This is a genomic window from Sulfitobacter dubius (assembly GCF_900113435.1).
Lineage (GTDB): Bacteria > Pseudomonadota > Alphaproteobacteria > Rhodobacterales > Rhodobacteraceae > Sulfitobacter > Sulfitobacter dubius.
Map to the genome: position 1 here is coordinate 1128370 of NZ_FOPG01000001.1, position 21390 is coordinate 1149759.

Sequence of the window (21390 nt, forward strand, 5' to 3'; positions counted from 1 at the left end):
ATGTGGGGTGAATCGCCAATCAGGCGGTCGGGACCGGATGGCCCATTTTGCGGATGGCGTCAACAATACCGCCCAGCTTCATCGAAAGCGACCCTTTGATCAGCACGACATCGCCGGAATCAAGACGACTGCGGAGACCTTGCAACATCTCTTCGGCGGTTTCTGTCCAATCGCCACGCTGGTGTTCGGGCAGGTTGTCGTAGAAGGCTTTCATCAACGGGCCGACGCAATGCACCACGTCGAGCGCGCGGGTGGCCTCAAGATCGGCCAGCCCCGCGTGCAACGCCAACGCCTCGGGGCCGAGTTCTTTCATGTCGCCGACAAAGGCAATCCGCCGCCCCTTGCTGACGCGCCCAATGTCATGGGTGACTTCCGAGGCCGCCAGCACTTCAAGTGCCGCGGCCATGGAGGTCGGGTTGGCGTTATAGCTGTCGTCGATCAGCTCCAGCGCCAAATGGGTATCGACGGTATCCAGCAAAATACGTTCGCGCACACCGCGCCCGGCATAGGGCGACCAGCGGCCCAGCGATTGCACCGCCAGCGCCCGATCCGCGCCAAGCGCTTCGGCCACCGCCAGCGCGCCAAGCGCGTTCATCGCAAAATGCCGCCCCGGTGTGGCGATCTTGAAGATCAGCGGCGCGCCTTCGACCTCGGCCTGAGCCACGGTGGCATCGCCCTGCACCTTGACCTCGCCGAGCTTGTAGTGATGGCCCGCTTGACCAAAGGTGGTCTCGCGCAGGCCCCGTTCCAGCGCCTTGTCGAGCACGATATCGCTATGTTCATGGTCGGCGTTGATCACCGCCACGCCGCCCGGTTCCATGCCGTCAAAGATGCTAGCCTTCTCCACCGCGATGGCGGCGACATCCCTAAAGGCTTCGAGGTGGACGGCGGCGACATTGGTCACCATCGCCGCGTCGGGCCGCGCCTGTTTGGCGAGGGGTGCAATCTCTCCGGGGTGGTTCATGCCGATCTCGATCACCGCGTAATCCGTGTCGCGCGGCATCCGTGCCAGTGTCAGCGGCACACCCCAGTGGTTGTTGTAGCTGTCGACGCTGGCATGCGCCCGGCCCTGATCGCCAAAGATCGCCAGCAGCATTTCCTTGGTGGAGGTCTTGCCGACGCTACCGGTTACCGCTGCCACTTTGGCCTGCGGACCCAGACGCGCACGCCCTGCCCGGCCAAGCGCTTCGAGCGCTTGCTGCACATCCTCCACGATCAGCAGCGGCGCATTCTCGGCGACGCCGTCGGGCAGATGGGTCACAAGCGCGGCAGCAGCCCCTTTATCGAGCGCTTGGGCCACGAACTCATGCCCGTCCCGCGCGGCCTTCAGCGCGACGAAGAGATCGCCGGGCTGCAGCGTCCGTGTGTCGATCGAAACCCCGTTGCAGGTCCAATTGCCTTGCACCTGCCCGCCCGTGGCCTCCGCCGCTTCGCTCGCTGTCCAAAGGCTCATGCCAGTCTCCCGTCCAGTGCCGCCACGGCCACGCTGGCCTGTTCCACATCGTCGAAAGGCAGCACGTCGTCGCCAACGGTCTGCCCGGTCTCATGCCCCTTGCCCGCGATGAGCAGCGCGTCGCCCGGCTCCAAAGCATCGACGCCGCGCAGGATGGCTTCGGCCCGGTCGCCGACCTCCATCGCGTCGGGTGCGCCGCCCAGCACGGCGGCACGGATGCTCGCCGGGTCTTCGCTGCGCGGGTTGTCGTCAGTCACGATGACCATATCCGCATTTTCCGTCGCTGCCTGCCCCATCAAAGGGCGCTTAGCCCGATCCCGGTCCCCGCCCGCGCCGACGATGGCAACAAGCCGGCCCATGACATGCGGGCGCATGGCCGCGAGGGCAGTGGCCACGGCATCGGGCGTATGGGCGTAGTCCACAAACACCGCCGCGCCATTGTCGCGGGTGGCGGCAAGCTGCATCCGTCCCCGCACGGTGGTAAGATGCGGCAGCGTGTCAAAGACCTCTTGCGGATCGGCGCCGCAGGCGATGACCAGCCCGGCGGCCAGCAAAACGTTATCGCCTTGAAAACCACCGATCAGATTGAGCCGCTTCTGATAGGTCTTGCCGCGCCAGCTAAAGCGCAGGTCTTGACCCGTGGCATCGAACCGCTGGCCTTGCAGATGCAGATCGCCCCCGTCGCGGCCCACGGTGATCACCTCACACCCCCGCGCGCGGGCGATGGCGGCGATGTCGACGCCTTTTTCATCGTCGATATTAACGACCGCCGTGCCGTCTTCGGGCAGGACACGGGCGAAAAGCGCGGCCTTGGCGGCGAAATAGGCCTCGAATGTTTCGTGGTAATCAAGATGGTCTTGGGTGAAGTTGGTGAATCCCGCCGCCTTGAGCGTCACCCCATCCAGCCGCCGCTGGTCGAGCCCGTGGCTCGACGCTTCCATCGCGGCATGGGTGATGCCATTCGCCTCCGCTTCGGCCAGCGTGCGGTGCAAGGTGATCGGCTCTGGCGTGGTATGGGCCAAGGGGGCGGCCCATGCGCCCTCTACCCCGGTGGTGCCAAGGTTCACGGCAGGCAATCCCATCTCAACCCAAATCTGGCGCACGAAGGTCGAGACCGAGGTTTTGCCGTTGGTGCCGGTCACGGCGATCATTGTGGCGGGCTGGCCGCCGAACCACAGCGCCGCCGTGCGCGCCAGCGCTTCGCGCGGGGAGTCGGAGACCACCAGCGCCGCGTCAGAGCCAGCCAATTCCTCGGCAGCGAGTTTCGCCCCTGCCGCGTCGGTCAGCACCGCCGCCGCGCCCATCCGCAGGGCGTATTGAATGAACTCTGCCCCATGCACGCGGCTGCCCGGCATGGCGGCGAAGAGCGTGCCCTCGCGCACCTCGCGGCTGTCGACCGCGATCCCGGTGATCATGGGGTTGGCCCCCGCCCGCGCGGTCAGCCCGAGGGAGGAAAGGGGTACGGCCCGGTCGGTCATAGAGATGTCTTTTCAGTTGCTGCTGGTCAGCGTTAGCACAGCGTCGTTCACCGGTTCAACAGCCGGGCGCAGGCCCAGCAATGGTGCGATGCGGCGGACCATTTCAGCGGCCACGGGCACAGCTGTCCAACCCGCCGTGCGGCGCGGTTTCGGGCCAGAGGTTTCCACAGGTTCGTCCAGCGTGACGATCAGCACATATTTGGGGTCATCGATGGGGAAGATGCTGGCGAAAGTGTTGATCACCTTATCCTCGTAATATCCCCCGGTGGGTTTGGGCTTGTCGGCGGTGCCGGTCTTGCCCGCGATCTGATAGCCCGGCACCTCGGCAAAGCTGGCCGTGCCATCGGTGACGACTTTGCGCAGCATCATCCGCGCTTGGGCTGCGGTTTCTTCGGACATGACGCGGGGGCCGAGTTGGGGGGCGGATTGTTTCAGCAGCGTGGGCTTCACCACGCGCCCGCCATTGGCGATGGCGGCATAGCCCGCGGCAAGGTGCATCGGTGTGCTCGACAGCCCGTGACCATAAGAGATTGTGACGCTCGACAACTCGGTCCAGCGGCTCGGGAGCAGTGGCTTCCCGCCAGAAGCTTCGACGATTTCGAAGGGGGTCGGTTCAAAGAAACCGAGGCTTTTCAAGAACTCTTGCTGTCGCTCAATGCCGATCTCCAACGCCATCCGGCCTGTGCCCCGGTTCGAGGAATGCACGATGATGTCAGCAACGCTCAGCTTGCCGTAATTCTTGTTGCGGAATTCACCGATGCGGAAGCCGCCAACCTTCATCGGGCCGGAGGTGTCGATGATCGTGTCGGCGTTGAACAGGCCCAACTCGATCGCCTGAGCCGCGGCAAAGATCTTGAAGGTCGAGCCAAGCTCGTAAACCCCCTGCACCGACCGGTTAAACAGCGGGCTGTCAGACGCATCGCCTTGGGTCAGCGGACGGGGGCGGTTGTTGGGGTCGAAATCAGGCAGCGACGCGACCGAGATCACTTCGCCAGTGTGCACATCCATCAGAATGCTGGTGGCACCCTTGGCGTTCATCAGCTTCATGCCGCCGTAGAGCACCCGCTCAGATGCCGCCTGCACGGTCAGGTCAAGCGACAGCTCCAGCGGTTTCGCGCCATTGGCCGGGTCGCGCAGGTAGTCGTCGAAATATTTCTCGGCCCCTGCGACGCCAATCACTTCGGCGGCGTGGACGCCTTCCTTGCCGTAACTCGCCCCGCCGAGCACATGTGCGGCCAGCGAACCGTTGGGATAAAGGCGCATGTCGCGCGGCGCGAACAGCAGCCCCGGATCGCCAATGTCATGCACGGCCTGCATCTGCTCTGGGCTGATTTTCTTTTTTATCCACAGGAACTTACGCTTTCCTGTGAAATCTTTGATCAGGCGGTCTTCTTTCAGGTCGGGAAAGATTTTGACCAGCTTTTTCGCGGCCACTTCGGGGTCGATCAAATGGCGTGGCTGCGCGTAGAGCGCGTGGGTCTCAAAGTTCGTCGCCAGCAGGTTGCCGTTGCGGTCTGTGATGTCGGCGCGGGAGGCCGAGATCACGGCCCCCGGCGCATGGCCGCGCGGCTCGGACGGCTCTGACATCGCCAGCAGACCCATGCGCCCGCCGATCACGGTGAAGGCACAGAGGAAGCAAACCCCCAGCACCAAAAGCCGCCCCTCGGCGCGCATCCGGGCCTTGTCGCGCATCTGCTCATGCCGGATGCGCTTGTTCTCACGCTCGATCGCATCGGGATTTTCACCCTTTTCGCGGGCGTCAAGGATACGGGCCAGAGGGCGGAGCGGGGTGCGGATCATTCGAAGTCCTCCTCGGACTCATCCGCGCCAGCAAGCGCGTCGTAATTCATGGTCGAGACATCCACAGGATCGGTGATCGGCAGCAGTTCGGATGGCGGCTGCGGATAGGCCACTTGATCGACCTGACCGAACTGGCCGGGGTGCAGCGGCAGCAGGCCCAGACGGTCAAAGTTCAGGTCGGCCAGATCGCGCAGCCGGTCGGGGCGGTTTTGGAACGCCCATTCGGCGCGTAGGACAGCCAGACGGGCATGGGTGGCGCGGATATTGGCATGCAGCCTGTCAGCATCGCTCAGTGCCTGCTGGGTCGCGTAATTCTCGCGGTACGCCCAGAAGGCCAAACCAACCACGGCAATGGTGGTGAGGATATACATCACCGTGCGCATCTCTCAGATCCCCCTGACCATCGGCATGCCGATGGATTTCGCGTCAATCTCGCCACTGGGCGCATCGGTGCGCGTGGCGACCCGTAGCTTGGCCGAGCGGCTGCGCGGGTTTTCATCCAATTCCAGCGCGTCAGGCCCGATGGCCTTGCGCGATTTCAGTGTAAACTGCGGCGCTTCTTGCTCCAGCGCAGGGGCGAAACGGTTGGCGTTGCCCCCGGCCCCGGCACGCGCGGTGAGAAAGCGTTTGACCATGCGATCCTCGACCGAATGAAAGGTCACCACGGCCAGTTTGCCGCCCGGCTTTAGCGCGCGTTCAGCGGCCATAAGCCCCTGAAACAGCTCGCCGTATTCATTGTTCACTGCGATGCGCAGCGCTTGGAAACTGCGGGTAGCGGGATGGCTCTGGCCGGGTTTCGAGCGCGGCAGACAGCCTTCGACCAGCTTGGCCAATTCTAACGTGGTGGTAATCGGCGCATCTTCCCGTGCGCGGACAATCGACTTGGCAATGCGGCGGCTTGCGCGCTCTTCGCCGTATTGGAAGAGGATATTGGCGATGACCTCTTCTTCAGCCTCATTGACCAGGTCCGCCGCCGACGGGCCGTCTTGGCTCATCCGCATGTCGAGCGGGCCGTCCTTCATAAAGGAAAAGCCACGCTCCGCTTGATCGAGTTGCATGGAGGAAACGCCGAGATCCAGCACCACGCCGTCGAGGTCTTGGGCATATTCATCCATGCGTGAGAAGACTCCCTGTTGCATGGTGATGCGGTCGCCGTAGTCTCCGGCCCATTCCGCTGCCATCTCGAACGCCAGAGGGTCACGGTCCACCGCGATCACACGCGCGGCGCCGGCTTCTAGAAAACCACGGGTATAGCCGCCCGCACCAAAAGTACCGTCAAGCCAGACCCCTTCCACGGGCGCCACGGCGCTCAGGATAGGACGCAGCAGAACGGGGGTGTGAGGGGCGGAAGGGTTAGAGGCAGCAACCATTCCGTCAGACCTCCATATCACCATCAAGGAACGAGAGCGGATCGACATCATCCGGCAGCTCTTGCTGCCATGCTTCTTCCTCGGTCTCGTAGGTTTCGGGCTTCCAAATCTGGAAGGTGTCACCGGCAGCGATAAAGAACGCCTCGCCGTTGAGTTCAATTTTGTTGCGCAGCTTGGCGGGCAGCACCAAACGGCCTGTCTCATCTACCGTGGTCGGGAAAGACTGGCCGTGGAACAGACGCTGAAGCGCCTTACGCTGCATGGAGCCACGCGGCATGCGGTCGATCTTGGCGTCGACCTCTTCGATGGCTTCCATGGTGTAGCATTCAAGGTAGTTGCGGCGCTGGTCGCCATAAACAATGACCAGTTCGGGATTGTCGCCGTTTTTCCAGTTCGGATCGCCAGCCTCCAACACACGCCGAAAAGAGGCTGGGATAGACACCCGCCCCTTCGTATCGACCTTGTGTTGGCTCTCGCCTCTGAACCTGCGGCTCACGTTCTGTCCCTGCCTCTTGCGCCTTTGCGCTTAATTCGTTGTCCGCCCTGATCCGAAAATCGCTGCCTGGAAATGGAAACGGCGGGTTGATCTGCTGCCACTGATCAACCCGCCGCCCACGTCCCGCAGCTTGGCGGGGAAGTCCGACTGCGCGCGCCACCTGGGGGGATGTCTGCTCGCTCACGCGCCGGATCTCTTTGGTCTGATGAAAGCGAGGTGCCTGTATGAAACCTGCTAGGTTTTGTTTTATTTTTGGGGTCGTTTGCTGCCCCGTGTCCCGTTCTCATCCGATGAACAAGGGATGCCATGGGAATTGATGGGCGTCTACAATTTTTTTGAAAATCGGCGCAATATTTTGTTTTGCACAGGGTGTGGGAACAACATCTGGTATAACTTTCTGAGCGGAAAATGGCTCAATTAGATGAAATTTGAACAAACAACACAAGATATTGTTGCCAGCTTGACGCCTGCATAATGTCCCACGGTTTCCCACCAAATTTTGCACACATAGTTATCCACAGGGCGTGTTCGTTGCCTGTTCTGCAACTTTCGCCAGAGTCGCTGGATCAGTCGACAAAATCAACGCCCATTCCCACGCCTGCGAATCGGCAATTCCCTCCAGCAGGCCATGGCTGGCCCATCATTTCCCAGACTTCCCATGTACTCCCGCGACATTTCCCATGTTGTCCCGCCCACCCATGCTTTCCCAGCGGAACCTCCCAGATCGCGTAGCTGCATCTTGTTCTTTCGCCACGCCCGCGCCATGTAGTGCCGCAAATCGGAGGAGTGCATCATGATCCAAGCCACAGCTCTTTTTACGCACGCGCTGAATATGTTGTTTCATGCGCCAGCCACGACACTGCGGGTAATCTTGCCAGCAGTTTTCTGGGTCATGGGGGCAGCAGCCGTGGCAGGCGTGCTGGCAGGTGATGCATTGGGCGCGATGGATCAAGTGATAGACCGTGCCGCCCCGCCACCAACGGATCAGCTGCTAATTTTGATCGCTTGCGGTCTTGCTGGCATCTTGGGCTATGCGCTGATGGCTGTGCTCTGGCATCGCCATGTCCTGCTTGACCGTGACGCCACAGGGGCAGAGGTACGCCCGGGCGCGCGGCTGTTTTGGAGCTACGTTTGGCGCGCCATAGTGTTGGGCTTTGTGCAGTTCCTTGCTGCGATCCCCATCGGGATTGCCATGCTGTTGGTTGGCGGCCTCACCGGCTCAAGCCCTGTAGCACTGCTGCTGATCGGGCTGGTAGCGGGCGTGGCCTTTCTGTGGCTGGCGCTGCGGCTTAGCCTTGTGCTGCCCGCAGCGGCCATGGGTCACGTCATGGCAGTAAGCGAAAGCTGGCGCGCGACCGAACCGCTATCGCGCACGCTATGGGCGCTGGCCGTGCTGCTGGCTGTGGTGAATACACTATTAGGGGTTATCGCGGGCATGCTGCTCCCCGCCGACCCCGGCCTGCGCCTGATGCTGGATTCAGTGCTCTATCTTATAGAGGGGCTTGTCTTCGTCTCGATGCTGACAACGCTGTATGGCCACCTGATCGAAGGGCGCGAGCTGGGCTAAGCCGCCCGCGCGCCTCTATTCAAGCCATACCGCCGTCGATCAACCCACGCGCGATGCGGGCATAAGCATCGGCCATGGCCCCCTCGCCTGCGGCAACTGGTGTGCCACTATCCCCCGCAAGACGGGTCTCCAGATCAATCGGCAGGCTGCCCAGCAACGGCACCCCCATCTTATCGGCCTCTGCTGCCACGCCACCGCGACCAAATATCTCATGCTGCGATCCGCAATCGGGGCAGACGAACATCGACATATTCTCAATCAACCCCAGAACGGGTGTTTTCAGGGTCGCAAACATATCCAACGCCTTGCGTGCGTCGATCAACGCAACGTCCTGCGGCGTACTGACGACAATAGCACCCGAAAGCTCAGACTTGGTGCAAAGCGTAAGCTGCACATCCCCCGTACCGGGCGGAAGATCGACAAGCAGCACATCAAGCTCGCCCCATTCCACCTGCCCCAGCATCTGCTGCAACGCGCCCATCAACATCGGCCCGCGCCAGACCACGGCCTTGCCTTCTTCTAACATAAAGCCGATCGACATCAGTGTGACGCCATGCGCCTGAAGCGGGATGATGGTCTTACCGTCAGGGCTGGCGGGGCGCTTATTCACCCCCATCATGCGCGGCTGACTGGGGCCATAGATATCAGCATCCAACAGCCCGACCTTACGGCCCGCACGCGCCAGCGCCACGGCAAGGTTGGAACTGACGGTGGATTTCCCTACACCGCCTTTACCCGAGCCGATAGCCAAGATGCGCTTCACACCGCTGGGCTTCATCGGCCCCTCCTGCGGTTTCGGATGCCCCCCGATTTTCAGGCTGGGCGCCTTGGGTGCAGGACCATGCGCCGTCAGCGCGACCGAAACATCGCCAACTCCGGGTAAGTCGCGCACCACCTGCTCTGCCGCGTCTCGCAGTGGCGCCATCTGGCGGGCCACGTCAGCATTGGGTGCCTCGATGACGAATCGCACTTTTTCGCCATCAATCACCAATGCACGGATCAAATCATGGGATAGCAGGCTTTTTCCGTCAGGCAGTTGCACCCGCTCCAGCGCCGCTTCGACTTCTGCTTTGGTCACAGACATGCGCAAATTCTCCTCTATTAAGCCTCCTGAAATGGCAGGTTCTACGCCAAGCGCAAGGGGATGGCCTGTTTCGCATAAAGAACAGGCGCAATGCCCAAGAATTACGCAGGCATACCATGTTTTTGCTGCATAGCAGCATTGCAAAAAGAAACATTGTGCAAGCGCAGCAATTAGCGCTAACTTACTTTCATAGGCAGGGCCAAGCGCCCAGCTTTCGGAAAGACCAGACACATTCATCCTCCTCCCGAATGTGTCTGATTTTGAGAAGACTTAGATGCATCCATCCTCCTCCCGGATGTAGCTGAGTTTGGAAAGACCAGACGTATCCATCCTCCTCCCGGATGTGTCTGTATTTGGCGGCGACATCTACCTCCTCCCAGATGTCGCCGCTCTTTCCCTCCCTCCCCCTTCAGATGACAGTTTTGTGACAGTGCGCCGAGTTAGCTCGCTGATGAAACCTTTTTAATTCAATGTCTTATCGAATTTTCTACCTATGCACTTTCTGCATAGCGGGATTGACTTTATGCCCGTTGTGCAAATGCAGAAAGAGCGTAAATAGCAGGCAACGAGATGATACACAGATGAAAAAAGAGGCGCCGAAATGGCTTACATGAACACAACAACCGCAAACACAACTTCCGTCTTCGCCCGTATCGGCGGCGCATTCGAAGGTCTTGCAACTCGCTACAAACAGCACCGTCTGTACCGTGAAACTTTCGACGGTTTGAGCGCGTTGAGCAACCGCGAACTGGCCGACCTTGGTCTGAGCCGTTCCGAACTGCGCCGCGTCGCATGGGAATCTTCCCGCGGCTGAGCCGAGATAGAAATCGGACGTCAGAACCCCTCCCTGTTCTGCCGTCTGAAAGCCGGGGTGCGCGTCACTTTCCTCCTCCCTGATGAGGCGGACCCCGCAAGGAGACCCGAAGCCGACCCTCCCTCGACGCTTCGGGCCGACATAGAAACGGCGGCACCTTCCTCCCAAGGTGCCGCCGTTTTTGTATGTAAGGTGCTGTTTAAGCAGGTATTCTTTAGCCACGGGTAGGCAGCAAGATAGCCTTAGAAGGGCACGTCTTTCCCGCCGGTCAAGAACCGCGACACGACCTTCTTGGTCCCGGCCTTTTCAAAAGCGACTTCCATCTTGTCGCCCTCCATACCGATCACCTCGCCATAGCCGAATTTATCGTGAAAAACGCGCTCGCCCATTTCAAAGGCGGCGACCGCCTGCATGTCGATCGTGACGTTTCGGCTTTCGCGCGGCTGGCTCGTGCCCCGCGCCCCACTGCGCGATTGCAGACGCTTCCAACCCGGAGAGTTGTAGACATTCGCACTTGCCGCGCGGTCATGCAGATCAGACTGCGGCATGGCAGCCCCAAACCCACCGCCGTAAAGTCCCGGTGGGGTCAACACATCCACATGCTCTTCGGGCAGTTCATCAACAAAGCGCGAAGGCATCGCGTTTTGCCACTGGCCAAATACCCGGCGATTGGCGGCAAAGGAGATGGTGCAAATCTGTTCGGCGCGGGTGATGCCGACATAGGCCAACCGCCGCTCTTCCTCCAAGCCCTTGATCCCGCTTTCGTCCATTGAGCGTTGCGAGGGGAATAGCCCATCTTCCCAGCCGGGCAGGAAAACCATGGGGAATTCCAATCCTTTGGCCGCGTGGAGCGTCATGATCGAGACCTTCTCGCCATCGCCCTCCTGCTCATTATCCATGATCAAGCTGACGTGTTCGAGGAAACCTTGTAGGTTTTCAAACCCTTCCAGCGCCTTGACCAGTTCCTTAAGGTTTTCCAAACGCCCCGGTGCTTCGGGCGTTTTGTCGTTCTGCCACATCCCGGTATAGCCGCTTTCGTCGAGAATCATCTCGGCCAATTCGACATGGGACACCTCGGGCGGGCCGAAATCCACCCGCAACGGTGCAATCCCGTCATCCAGCACGTTATCATCTTCGCTGATCTCAATCCGTGGACCGCGCAGCATTGATGACCAACGGTCGATCCCTTCGATCAACAGCCGCAACTGCGCCGCCCCTTTGCCGCCGATCCCGTCATGCGCCAAAAGGATCCGCGCACCCTCGACAAGGTTCACCCCGTGATCCCGCGCCGTGCGCTGAATTTTCTGCTGTGCCTTCTCGCCCAAACCGCGCTTGGGCGTGTTCACGATCCGCTCGAACGCCAAGTCATCGTCAGGGCTGGTGACCACGCGGAAATAGGCCATGGCATCACGAATCTCTAAACGCTCGTAAAAGCGCGGGCCTCCGATCACCTTATAGGGCAAGCCGATGGTCAGGAAACGGTCCTCAAAAGCCCGCATCTGATGGCTCGCCCGCACCAGAATCGCCATATCGTCGAGAGAAAATGGGTCGAGCCCCCGCGTTCCGCGCTGCGCGGATTCGATCTCATCCCCGATCCAGCGCGCTTCTTCTTCACCATCCCAATGGCCGATCAGGCGAATCTTTTCGCCCTCGGTCTCCTCGGTCCAGAGGGTCTTGCCCAAGCGCCCCTCATTGCCCGCGATCACGCCCGAGGCCGCCGCCAGAATATGCGGGGTCGAGCGGTAATTCTGCTCGAGCTTCACCACATGGGCGCCGGGGAAATCCGTCTCAAACCGCAGGATGTTGCCCACTTCGGCCCCGCGCCAGCCATAAATCGACTGGTCATCGTCGCCCACGCAGCAGATGTTCTTGTGCCCCTGCGCCAAGAGCCGCAGCCACAGGTATTGGGCGACGTTGGTATCCTGATACTCATCAACGAGGATGTATTTGAACCAGCGCTGATACTGCGCCAACACATCCGGGTGCGCCTGAAAAATCGTCACCATATGCAGCAGCAAATCGCCAAAGTCTGTCGCGTTTAGTTCGATCAGACGGCGTTGATATTGCGCGTAAATCTCTGGCCCGCGGTGATTGTAAGCGCCAGCATCGGCGCTCGGGATCTTGTCCGGGGTCAGCGCGCGGTTCTTCCAGCCGTCAATGATCCCGGCCAACATTCGCGCAGGCCAGCGCTTATCGTCGATCCCTTCGGCGGCGACCAGTTGCTTTAGCAAACGCAGTTGATCATCCGTATCAAGGATCGTGAAATTGCTTTTTAGCCCGACCAGCTCCGCGTGACGCCGCAGCAGCTTGACGCAGATCGCATGAAACGTGCCAAGCCACGGCATCCCCTCAACCTGTTGGCCCAGCATCTGACCAACGCGGTTCTTCATCTCCCGCGCGGCCTTATTGGTGAAGGTGACCGCCAAAACCTCATTCGGCCGTGCCCGCCCCGTATTCAGCAAATGCACGATTCGGGCAGTCAACGCCCGTGTCTTACCGGTGCCCGCCCCTGCGAGCATCAGTACGGGGCCATCCAATGTCTCTACCGCAGCACGCTGGGCAGGGTTCAACCCCTCCAGATAAGGCTGCGGGCGCGCAGCCATCGCGCGGGCGGACAATGATGCACCTTCGAAGGCATCCATTTCGTCAAAATCACTCATTCCAACAATCTAGCGCGTCCGCGATACGAGATAAAGAGACGTTCTGCAAATGTTCTTTCACTCAGTTTTGGGTTAGCGAATTTACGCTATGGCAGACCGCGGCGGAGTAGAGACAAGCGAGCTTAAAATGCGTTGAAAATCTTTACCCGTTGATAATGCTTTGGCGTCAATGTGGCAGAATAACGACAAAGGAGAGGAACCGCTCATGTTTAGAAACGAAGATACTTCGGTCCTGCGCCGAGAGATTGACCGGTTCAAACTGCCAATGTTCATTGCTGAGTTGAACAACGATAATGGGCATTTCGAACTTCTTGCACTTAATACGGCCCACGAAGCCAATAGCGGGATGGTGATGGCAGAGGTGATCAAACGCCCCCTTCACGCCATAATGCCTGAAGATGAGGCCGAAGCGGTCAACGAACGCTATGCGCGCTGTGTCTCTAACGCGGGCCAAATTCGCTATCGTGAAATGTTACATATGCCCCGCGGCCCGCTGATCTGGGATACCACGTTGCATTATGTGCAGTCGGACCGTGGCATAGACCGGGTGGTGGGCAGTGCCATCGTTGTAGAGCGGGTGCAGCGTGATAACCGCGACACCCTCGCCTTCGAAGACGTGCGCTATTTCGCGGCGACATCTTCGTTTAAACTTGAACAGATCTCCACGGTACTGGACGCCGCTGAGAAAGGTCTGATTGATCCTGCGAAACTAACAGGGTCTGCTGGGATGCTTGCGGGGCTTTGCCGCGCCATCGACAGCACCATGCAAGAGCTACGCTCGATCGCGCAGGAACGTTTGGAGGCAGATGCCAATCCGACGGTGCACCTGATCGACGTGGACAGTGCTGATATCCAAGAAGGTGACGAGATCGAAGCCGCCATCGCAGCTCTTGTGGATATGGCCGATAACCTGCCAACGCCGCCAGCCAACAAAACAAGCGCGGCCTCGCCGCTTGCCCGGTCGGTCTTTTGACAGCAGCCAAGTGGCGTCTTGAGCGTTCGATAGAGGCGTCAATTCCGGCCCCTTAACCTCCTAGGCAGCAGCCGGGCAGGTGAACAGGATCGACGCATTTTCTTCATCTGGACAATCCGTAGTCCGTTGGCGCAAATGCCGCCATGGACTTACATGCAACCTACCCCGCCCTTTCAGACCTCCGCCGTCGCGCCCAGTCGCGCCTGCCCAAATTTGTTTGGGAATACCTAGATTCCGCGACCGGGACTGAGGCGACCAAACACCGCAATCGCGCCGCATTGGATCGCGTCGGACTTATGCCTTCGGTGCTGCATGGTGAATTTACCCCTGACCTGAACGTTGATCTTCTGGGGCAGAAACTCCCGCTGCCCTTTGGCATGTCTCCTTTGGGTATGTCGGGCTTGATTTGGCCGGATGCCGAAGCCCACCTTGCCCGTGCGGCGGGCCGGGCCGGCATCCCCTTTGGCCTCTCCACCGTGGCGGCGACCAGCCCGGAAGACGTCGCACCCCATTTGGGTGATCATGGCTGGTTCCAGCTCTACCCACCGCGCGACCCTGAAATTCGCACCGATATGCTGGCCCGCGCCAAGGACGCAGGTTTTACAACGCTGGTTCTCACCGTTGATGTGCCTGTCGCCTCGCGCCGCGAACGGCAAACCCGCTCTGGTTTGACCAGCCCACCAAAGCTTACCCCGCGGCTGATGGCACAGGTGGCGATGCGGCCCGCATGGGCAATGGGCATGGCCCGCCGTGGCCTGCCGCACATGAAAATGCTCGATAAATATACCCAAGGCACCGCCACCGCGAACCTGCCGCCGACCGCCCATGTGGGTTATCTGCTGCGCACCGCGCCGGATTGGGATTACCTACATTGGCTGCGCGATCACTGGGACGGCCCTTTAGTTATCAAAGGCGTTTTGCGTCCCGAGGATGCAACAGCTTTGGAAAAAGCCGGGGCCGATGCGATCTGGGTATCCAACCATTCAGGCCGTCAGTTCGATGCCGCCCCCGCCAGTGCCGAAGTCCTACCAGCCATCCGCGCGGCCACGAAACTGCCGGTGATCTTTGACAGCGGTGTGGAATCAGGGCTCGACATTTTGCGCGCCTTTGCGCTTGGTGCGGATTTTGTGATGCTGGGCCGGGCGTTCCATTTCGCGCTCGCCGCCCTCGGGCCACGGGGTGTTGATCACCTGATCGACCTGCTCGCACGCGACCTGATCGCCAATATGGGGCAACTTGGAGCGCGGAACTTGCGCGACCTGCCGCAGCCCTTCGACTTATCGCCGCTTTAATCGGTTTGCTTACAGAAATGTGACAAAGACTGTCACAGCCCTCTTGCGCTGCACCGCAGCATCCCTAAGCTGCCTCCAAATCCAGCAGGGGAGACTAACCAGTGACCGATTTCAAAAAGATCCTGATCGCCAACCGCGGTGAGATTGCGATCCGCATCATGCGCGCCGCCAATGAGATGGGCAAGAAAACGGTCGCGGTCTATGCCGAGGAAGACAAGCTTGGCCTGCACCGGTTCAAGGCGGATGAGGCCTATCGCATCGGCGAGGGTTTAGGCCCCGTCGCGGCATATCTCAGCATTGATGAAATGATCCGCGTCGCCAAAGCCTCCGGCGCTGATGCGATCCATCCGGGCTATGGCCTTCTGTCGGAAAACCCCGAATTCGTCGATGCTTGTGTGAACAATGGCATTACCTTCATCGGTCCGCGCGCCGAAACCATGCGCGCACTTGGCGACAAAGCCTCGGCCCGCCGCGTTGCGATGGAGGCAGGCGTTCCGGTAATCCCGGCGACCGAGGTGCTGGGCGAAGACATGGACGCAATCCGCGCCGAAGCCGCCGAAGTCGGCTATCCCCTGATGCTCAAAGCCTCATGGGGCGGCGGCGGTCGCGGCATGCGCCCGATCATGTCCGAGAAAGAACTCGAAGAGAAAGTCCGCGAAGGGCGGCGCGAGGCCGAAGCGGCCTTTGGCAATGGCGAAGGCTATCTGGAGAAGATGATCCTGCGTGCCCGCCACGTCGAAGTGCAGATCTTGGGCGACAAGCAGGGCGACATTTACCACCTTTATGAGCGCGATTGCTCTGTCCAGCGCCGCAATCAAAAGGTCGTCGAACGCGCGCCCGCGCCTTACCTGAGCGAAGAACAACGCTCCGAGATTTGTGAATTGGGCCGCAAGATCTGCGCCCATGTGAACTATGAATGTGCCGGCACCGTCGAATTCCTGATGGATATGGACGACGGCAAATTCTACTTTATCGAAGTGAACCCGCGCGTGCAGGTCGAACATACCGTCACCGAAGAGGTCACCGGCATCGACATCGTCCGCGCCCAGATCCTTATCGCCGAGGGCAAACCGCTGGCCGAGGCCACCGGCAAGGCCCGCCAAGAAGACATCACCCTCACCGGCCACGCGCTGCAAACCCGCGTCACAACCGAAGACCCGCAGAACAATTTCATCCCCGACTATGGCCGCATCACCGCCTACCGCTCGGCCACCGGCATGGGCATTCGCCTGGATGGCGGCACTGCCTATGCGGGCGGGGTCATCACGCGCTATTACGACAGCCTGCTGACCAAGGTGACCGCCAAAGCGCCAACGCCCGAAATGGCCATCGCCCGGATGGATCGCGCCTTGCGCGAGTTCCGGGTGCGCGGGGTCAGCACCAACATCGCCTTTGTCGAGAACCTGCTGAAACACCCGACGTTTCTGAACAATGAATACACCACCAAATTCATCGACGAGACGCCCGAGCTTTTCGACTTCAAACAGCGCCGCGACCGCGCCACCAAGGTGCTGACCTATATCGCCGACATCACCGTCAACGGCCACCCGGAGACCAAGGGCCACGCCCTGCCCGCCGCCCATGTCCGCGACCCCAAGCCGCCCGTGCTGCGCGGCGAGCCGCAGATGGGCACGCGCAACCTGTTGGAGCAAAAAGGCCCACAAGCTGTGGCCGATTGGATGAGCCAGCAGCGCCAACTGCTCATCACCGACACCACCATGCGCGACGCGCATCAATCCCTGCTTGCCACCCGTATGCGCTCGCGCGACATGATCCGCGTGGCCCCCGCCTATGCCGCCAATCTGCCGCAACTGTTCTCAGTCGAGTGCTGGGGCGGGGCGACCTTTGATGTGGCTTACCGCTTTTTGCAGGAATGCCCTTGGCAACGCCTCCGCGACCTGCGCGCGGCAATGCCCAATGTGATGACCCAGATGCTGCTGCGTGCCTCTAACGGGGTGGGCTACACCAATTACCCCGACAACGTGGTGCAGAAATTCGTTTCTACCGCCGCCAATACCGGCGTTGATGTCTTCCGCGTCTTCGACAGCCTGAACTGGGTTGAGAACATGCGCGTCGCGATGGATGCTGTGGTCGAGGCGGGCAAAGTCTGCGAAGGCACGATCTGCTACACGGGCGACATCTTTGACCCTGACCGTGCGAAATACGACCTTCAGTATTACGTCACGATGGGCAAGGATTTGAAAGCTGCCGGCGCGCATGTGCTGGGGCTGAAAGACATGGCCGGTCTGCTGAAACCCGCCCAAGCCCGCGCATTGGTCAAAGCGCTGAAATCCGAAGTCGGCCTGCCGATCCACTTCCATACCCATGACACCGCAGGCAGTGCCACCGCGACAATCCTCGCCGCCTCCGAGGCGGGCGTTGATGCTGTCGATTGCGCCATGGACGCGCTTTCGGGCAACACCTCGCAGGCGACGCTGGGCACCGTGGTTTCGGCCCTGCAACACACCGACCGCGACACTGGGATCGACATGAAAGCCGTGCGCGAAATCTCGGATTACTGGGAAGAAGTCCGCGCCCATTACGCCGCCTTCGAGACCGGGATGCAGGCCCCGTCCTCCGAAGTTTATCTGCACGAAATGCCCGGCGGCCAGTTCACCAACCTCAAGGCGCAGGCTGCCTCCATGGGGTTGGAAGACCGCTGGCCCGAGGTGGCGCGCACCTATGCGGATGTGAACCAGATGTTCGGCGATATTGTGAAAGTGACGCCCTCCTCCAAGGTCGTGGGCGACATGGCCTTGATGATGGTGTCCCAAGGTCTCACCCGCGCGCAGGTCGAAGACCCGAATGTCGACGTTTCCTTCCCCGACAGCGTGATCGACATGATGCGCGGCAATCTGGGCCAGCCGCCGAATGGCTTCCCGGCGGGCATCGTGAAAAAGGTGCTCAAGGGCGAGGCACCGAACACCGAGCGCCCCGGCAAACACCTTGAACCCGTTGATCTTGAGGCCATCCGCAAGGAACTGTCAGACCAGCTTGATGGGATGCAGATCGACGATGAAGACCTCTGCGGCTATCTCATGTATCCCAAGGTTTTCCTCGACTACATGGGCCGCCACCGCCTCTATGGTCCGGTCCGCACCCTGCCCACGCATACGTTCTTCTATGGCATGGAACCCGGTGCTGAAATCTCGGCTGAGATCGACCCCGGCAAGACCTTGGAAATCCGTCTTCAGGCTGAATCCGAGGCCGGAGAAGATGGCGAGGTGAAAGTGTTCTTTGAGCTCAACGGCCAACCACGGGTGATCCGTGTGGCGAACCGGTTGGTAAAAGATGCCACCGTGCAGCGGCCCAAAGCCAAAGCAGGCAATGACAACCACATCGGCGCGCCGATGCCCGGTGTTGTGGCCTCTGTCGGGGTGAAAGAAGGGCAAAAAATCAAGGCTGGTGATCTTTTGCTGACCATTGAGGCGATGAAAATGGAAACGGGCCTACATGCGGAACGTGATGCTGTGGTCAAAGCGGTGCATGTGCAGGCCGGAGGGCAGATTGACGCCAAAGACCTGCTTGTCGAACTCGAATAATTAAAAACCGGGCGCGGTATGCCGCGCCCGGCCAAAAGGAGCCGTCATGTATCTTTCCGCAATTACGCTCATCGTGCCCGATTATGATCCGGCAATCGCCTTTTACTGCGGCGTTATGGGTTTTGACCTTGCCGAAGACGTGGATCAGGGCCGCAAACGTTGGGTCCGCGTCACGCCGCCGGGCGCACAGACAGGGTTCATCCTTGCCCGCGCCGAGGGCAAGACGCAGGAGGCGGCGATCGGCAATCAAGGCGCAGGCCGTGTCTGGTTGTTTCTGAAGGTCGAGGATTTCACCGCTGCGTTTGATCAGTTAACGGCGGCTGGCGTGACGTTCGAGGAAGAGCCGCGTCATGAACCCTATGGCAAGGTCGCCGTCTTTCGCGACCCCTTTGGCAACCGCTGGGATCTGCTGGGCGATTAGGCGACCGCGTCCCCGCGCCGCATTGCCATCGCGCCAGTCTTGACTATCTTGATGCCCAAGTGAGCCTGAGCAACGCCATGCCCTACGAATGGAAAACCCCGCCCCGCGCTGACCCGCAAATGATGCGCCTCTGGCCGCATCAATCTCTGCCCGCACGCGGCTTTGCTGCGTTCATGCTGGCGACGTTTACACTTGCGATGATCCCTTTGTTTGCCATGCTTGGCACCGCCTTGCTGTGGGGATTGCTGCCTTTTGTGTTGATCGCCTTGGGTGCGATTTACTGGGCTTTGCAGCACAACCACCACGCCCGCCAGATCGAAGAGGTTCTGACACTCGACGACACAACCGCGCGGCTGGTGCACAGAACGGCCAAGGGCGAGGTGAAGGATTGGACCTGCAACCGCTATTGGACCCGCGTGAAGAAATACCAAGATGACGGCCCGGTGCCGCATTACGTCACCCTGCGCGGCGGAGGCCGCGAGGTAGAGATCGGCGCATTCCTCAGCGAAGAAGAACGGATCGCACTGTTCGAAGACTTGTCGCGCCACCTTCAAACATAAAAGGGCCAGACCCAACGGCCCAGCCCCTCGTTCTGACAGCTAAATATGCTGTTTAGCTCAGCCGTTCCTTGATGACCGGCCCAACGGCACCGAAATCCATCTGACCGGTATAGCGCTCTTTCAAAAGCCCCATGACCTTGCCCATGTCGCGGATCGAGGTCGCGCCAATCTCTTTGATGGCGGCGTCCACGGCGGCGGCGGTTTCCGGCACGGTCAGTTGCCGCGGAAGGAACTCTTCGATCACTTCGACCTCTTCGCGCTCACGCTCTGCAAGGTCCAAACGACCGCCCTCTTCATAGGCGCGCGCCGATTCTTGACGCTGTTTCGCCATCTTGCTGAGGATACCCAGCACTTCGGCATCCGACACCCCGTCGTCCTTACCCGTGGCCCGGGCGGCGATATCTTTGTCCTTGATCGCAGCATTGATAAGCCGCAGCGTCGAAAGCCTGTCCGCCGCCTTGTCTTTCATGGCCTGTTTCAAAGCATCCGAGATGCGCATCCGCAATGACATGGTGGTTTCCTGTGTTTCGCTTAATCCAAGGGTCGCAGCTTACCTGCTCTGTTCGGGCGGAGCAATGGGGGGTGACGATTGGTAACTATCTGTTTTTACAAGATATCTCATTTCTTTTACCCTATTGACCCCGCGCCCGCGCGGGACTAGGTTGCCACCCGTTTACCCGCACCCTTTCAGCCCGGAGACTGCCCCATGTCCGCGCCTGCTCGCCCCCGCCCAACCGCCTGCCTTGCTCTTGCGGATGGATCGATTTTCTACGGCATGGGATTTGGCGCCGCTGGCCAAACCGTGGCGGAGTTGTGCTTCAACACCGCAATGACCGGCTACCAAGAGATCATGACCGACCCCTCATATGCGGGCCAGATCGTGACCTTCACCTTCCCGCATATCGGCAACGTCGGCACCAACCCCGAAGATGACGAAACCGGCGATCCGGTCGCGGCTGGTATGGTCGTCAAATGGATGCCCACCACGCCCAGCAGTTGGCGCAACATTCAGCCGCTCTCGGAGTGGCTGGCTGCGCGTGGCCGTATCGCCATCGGCGGTATCGACACCCGCCGCCTGACCCGCGCGATCCGCCAGCAGGGCGCGCCGCACGCCGCCCTCGCCCATGACCCGGACGGCAACTTCGATATCGAAGCACTGGTTGCCGCCGCCCGCGAATTTGCCGGGCTCGAAGGGATGGATCTGGCCAAGGATGTTACCTGTGCCCAGACTTACCGCTGGAACGAGATGCGTTGGGCATGGCCCGATGGCTACGCGCCCCAGAACGAAGCGAAGCACAAAGTGGTGGCCGTCGATTACGGTGCGAAACGCAATATCTTGCGCTGTCTTGCCTCGGCTGATTGTGACGTGACCGTGCTGCCTGCAACCGCGACCTATGACGATATCATGGCCCACAAGCCCGATGGTGTCTTTCTGACCAATGGCCCCGGCGATCCGGCGGCCACCGGTGTCTATGCGGTGCCGATGATCAAGGACGTTCTGAACAAGACCGATCTGCCGGTCTTTGGCATTTGCCTTGGCCATCAGATGCTGGCGCTGGCGCTTGGTGCCAAGACCGTCAAAATGAGCCACGGTCACCACGGCGCGAACCACCCGGTCAAGGACAACGATACCGGCAAGGTTGAGATTACCTCGATGAATCACGGCTTTGCGGTTGACGGTCAATCCCTGCCCGAGGGCGTGCGTGAGACGCATGTGTCCCTGTTTGACGGGTCCAACTGTGGCATTCGCCTTGATGGACGTCCAGTCTGGTCGGTGCAACACCACCCCGAAGCCAGCCCCGGCCCGCAAGACAGCTATTACCTGTTTGAGCGTTTCAGCGAAGCCATGGCCGCGCGCAACGCCTAAATTTCGGCACATG

General features: G+C 60.4%; 17 protein-coding genes. 8 read left to right on the forward strand and 9 right to left on the reverse strand.

The features are described from left to right. Positions 1 to 19: 19 nt before the first annotated feature. Genes BM229_RS05535 through mraZ form a run of 6 tightly spaced genes read right to left on the reverse strand, consistent with a single transcriptional unit; the run spans position 20 to position 6597 of the window. Positions 20 to 1453, reverse strand: coding sequence for a UDP-N-acetylmuramoyl-tripeptide--D-alanyl-D-alanine ligase (locus BM229_RS05535; RefSeq protein ID WP_093926634.1), 1434 nt, complete (start codon positions 1451 to 1453; stop codon positions 20 to 22). Continuing rightward, complete coding sequence (locus tag BM229_RS05540; RefSeq protein WP_093926635.1) at positions 1450 to 2931, reverse strand: UDP-N-acetylmuramoyl-L-alanyl-D-glutamate--2,6-diaminopimelate ligase; 1482 nt, start codon at positions 2929 to 2931, stop codon at positions 1450 to 1452. The genes BM229_RS05535 and BM229_RS05540 overlap by 4 nt, the downstream gene beginning before the upstream one ends. Before the next feature lie 12 nt (positions 2932 to 2943). Further along, positions 2944 to 4731 carry a peptidoglycan D,D-transpeptidase FtsI family protein gene (locus tag BM229_RS05545; RefSeq protein ID WP_093926636.1) on the reverse strand — a complete coding sequence of 596 codons (1788 nt, stop codon included), beginning with the start codon at positions 4729 to 4731 and terminating at the stop codon, positions 2944 to 2946. Further along, the gene (gene ftsL, locus BM229_RS05550) at positions 4728 to 5114 is read right to left on the reverse strand and encodes a cell division protein FtsL (RefSeq protein ID WP_093926637.1); all 387 of its coding nucleotides are present in this window, start codon (positions 5112 to 5114) and stop codon (positions 4728 to 4730) included. The genes BM229_RS05545 and ftsL overlap by 4 nt, the downstream gene beginning before the upstream one ends. A gap of 3 nt (positions 5115 to 5117) precedes the next feature. Beyond that, complete coding sequence (gene rsmH / locus BM229_RS05555) at positions 5118 to 6101, reverse strand: 16S rRNA (cytosine(1402)-N(4))-methyltransferase RsmH (protein ID WP_093926638.1); 984 nt, start codon at positions 6099 to 6101, stop codon at positions 5118 to 5120. 4 nt (positions 6102 to 6105) lie between these two features. Beyond that, positions 6106 to 6597 (reverse strand): division/cell wall cluster transcriptional repressor MraZ, encoded by a 492-nt coding sequence (mraZ, locus tag BM229_RS05560; RefSeq protein WP_093926639.1) that lies wholly within the window; start codon positions 6595 to 6597, stop codon positions 6106 to 6108. Between the two features lie 793 nt (positions 6598 to 7390). Between mraZ and BM229_RS05570 the strand changes: the two genes are divergently transcribed. Then, complete coding sequence (locus BM229_RS05570) at positions 7391 to 8164, forward strand: hypothetical protein (RefSeq protein WP_093926641.1); 774 nt, start codon at positions 7391 to 7393, stop codon at positions 8162 to 8164. 19 nt (positions 8165 to 8183) lie between these two features. Here the strand turns inward: BM229_RS05570 and BM229_RS05575 are convergent, their stop codons facing one another. Next, complete coding sequence (locus BM229_RS05575; RefSeq protein WP_093926642.1) at positions 8184 to 9248, reverse strand: Mrp/NBP35 family ATP-binding protein; 1065 nt, start codon at positions 9246 to 9248, stop codon at positions 8184 to 8186. Positions 9249 to 9858: 610 nt separating this feature from the next. Between BM229_RS05575 and BM229_RS05580 the strand changes: the two genes are divergently transcribed. Then, positions 9859 to 10062, forward strand: a complete 204-nt coding sequence (locus tag BM229_RS05580) for a DUF1127 domain-containing protein (RefSeq protein WP_244152117.1) — start codon at positions 9859 to 9861, stop codon at positions 10060 to 10062. 242 nt (positions 10063 to 10304) lie between these two features. Here the strand turns inward: BM229_RS05580 and BM229_RS05585 are convergent, their stop codons facing one another. Beyond that, positions 10305 to 12722: an ATP-dependent helicase gene (locus tag BM229_RS05585; RefSeq protein ID WP_093926644.1), complete on the reverse strand. Its 2418-nt coding sequence runs from the start codon at positions 12720 to 12722 to the stop codon at positions 10305 to 10307. A 205-nt stretch (positions 12723 to 12927) separates the two neighbouring features. On the opposite strand from BM229_RS05585, the gene BM229_RS05590 reads away from it, so the two are divergent. The 5 genes from BM229_RS05590 (at position 12928) to BM229_RS05610 (ending at position 19510) form a co-directional block, all read left to right on the forward strand. Beyond that, the gene (locus BM229_RS05590) at positions 12928 to 13695 is read left to right on the forward strand and encodes a hypothetical protein (RefSeq protein ID WP_093926645.1); all 768 of its coding nucleotides are present in this window, start codon (positions 12928 to 12930) and stop codon (positions 13693 to 13695) included. Positions 13696 to 13838: 143 nt separating this feature from the next. Then, positions 13839 to 14987: an alpha-hydroxy acid oxidase gene (locus BM229_RS05595; protein ID WP_093926646.1), complete on the forward strand. Its 1149-nt coding sequence runs from the start codon at positions 13839 to 13841 to the stop codon at positions 14985 to 14987. A gap of 101 nt (positions 14988 to 15088) precedes the next feature. After that, positions 15089 to 18529 carry a pyruvate carboxylase gene (locus BM229_RS05600; RefSeq protein ID WP_093926647.1) on the forward strand — a complete coding sequence of 1147 codons (3441 nt, stop codon included), beginning with the start codon at positions 15089 to 15091 and terminating at the stop codon, positions 18527 to 18529. 46 nt (positions 18530 to 18575) lie between these two features. Next, entirely contained in the window at positions 18576 to 18950 is a 375-nt protein-coding gene (locus BM229_RS05605) for a VOC family protein (protein WP_093926648.1), read from the forward strand. A gap of 77 nt (positions 18951 to 19027) precedes the next feature. Beyond that, the gene (locus BM229_RS05610; RefSeq protein WP_093926649.1) at positions 19028 to 19510 is read left to right on the forward strand and encodes a DUF2244 domain-containing protein; all 483 of its coding nucleotides are present in this window, start codon (positions 19028 to 19030) and stop codon (positions 19508 to 19510) included. Between the two features lie 52 nt (positions 19511 to 19562). Here BM229_RS05610 and BM229_RS05615 read toward each other — a convergent pair whose 3' ends face one another. After that, complete coding sequence (locus BM229_RS05615; RefSeq protein WP_093926650.1) at positions 19563 to 20021, reverse strand: GatB/YqeY domain-containing protein; 459 nt, start codon at positions 20019 to 20021, stop codon at positions 19563 to 19565. A 195-nt stretch (positions 20022 to 20216) separates the two neighbouring features. Here BM229_RS05615 and carA point away from each other — a divergent pair, with 195 nt between their 5' ends. Continuing rightward, entirely contained in the window at positions 20217 to 21377 is a 1161-nt protein-coding gene (gene carA, locus BM229_RS05620) for a glutamine-hydrolyzing carbamoyl-phosphate synthase small subunit (protein WP_093926651.1), read from the forward strand. Positions 21378 to 21390: the final 13 nt, after the last annotated feature.

Coding starts and splice junctions, on each gene's coding strand:
- BM229_RS05535 (WP_093926634.1), bottom strand. CDS start 1,453: ATGAGCCTTTGGACAGCGAGCGAAGCGGCGGAGGCCACGGGCGGGCAG.
- BM229_RS05540 (WP_093926635.1), bottom strand. CDS start 2,931: ATGACCGACCGGGCCGTACCCCTTTCCTCCCTCGGGCTGACCGCGCGG.
- BM229_RS05545 (WP_093926636.1), bottom strand. CDS start 4,731: ATGATCCGCACCCCGCTCCGCCCTCTGGCCCGTATCCTTGACGCCCGC.
- ftsL (WP_093926637.1), bottom strand. CDS start 5,114: ATGCGCACGGTGATGTATATCCTCACCACCATTGCCGTGGTTGGTTTG.
- rsmH (WP_093926638.1), bottom strand. CDS start 6,101: ATGGTTGCTGCCTCTAACCCTTCCGCCCCTCACACCCCCGTTCTGCTG.
- BM229_RS05570 (WP_093926641.1), top strand. CDS start 7,391: ATGATCCAAGCCACAGCTCTTTTTACGCACGCGCTGAATATGTTGTTT.
- BM229_RS05575 (WP_093926642.1), bottom strand. CDS start 9,248: ATGTCTGTGACCAAAGCAGAAGTCGAAGCGGCGCTGGAGCGGGTGCAA.
- BM229_RS05580 (WP_244152117.1), top strand. CDS start 9,859: ATGAACACAACAACCGCAAACACAACTTCCGTCTTCGCCCGTATCGGC.
- BM229_RS05585 (WP_093926644.1), bottom strand. CDS start 12,722: ATGAGTGATTTTGACGAAATGGATGCCTTCGAAGGTGCATCATTGTCC.
- BM229_RS05590 (WP_093926645.1), top strand. CDS start 12,928: ATGTTTAGAAACGAAGATACTTCGGTCCTGCGCCGAGAGATTGACCGG.
- BM229_RS05595 (WP_093926646.1), top strand. CDS start 13,839: ATGGACTTACATGCAACCTACCCCGCCCTTTCAGACCTCCGCCGTCGC.
- BM229_RS05605 (WP_093926648.1), top strand. CDS start 18,576: ATGTATCTTTCCGCAATTACGCTCATCGTGCCCGATTATGATCCGGCA.
- BM229_RS05610 (WP_093926649.1), top strand. CDS start 19,028: ATGCCCTACGAATGGAAAACCCCGCCCCGCGCTGACCCGCAAATGATG.
- BM229_RS05615 (WP_093926650.1), bottom strand. CDS start 20,021: ATGTCATTGCGGATGCGCATCTCGGATGCTTTGAAACAGGCCATGAAA.
- carA (WP_093926651.1), top strand. CDS start 20,217: ATGTCCGCGCCTGCTCGCCCCCGCCCAACCGCCTGCCTTGCTCTTGCG.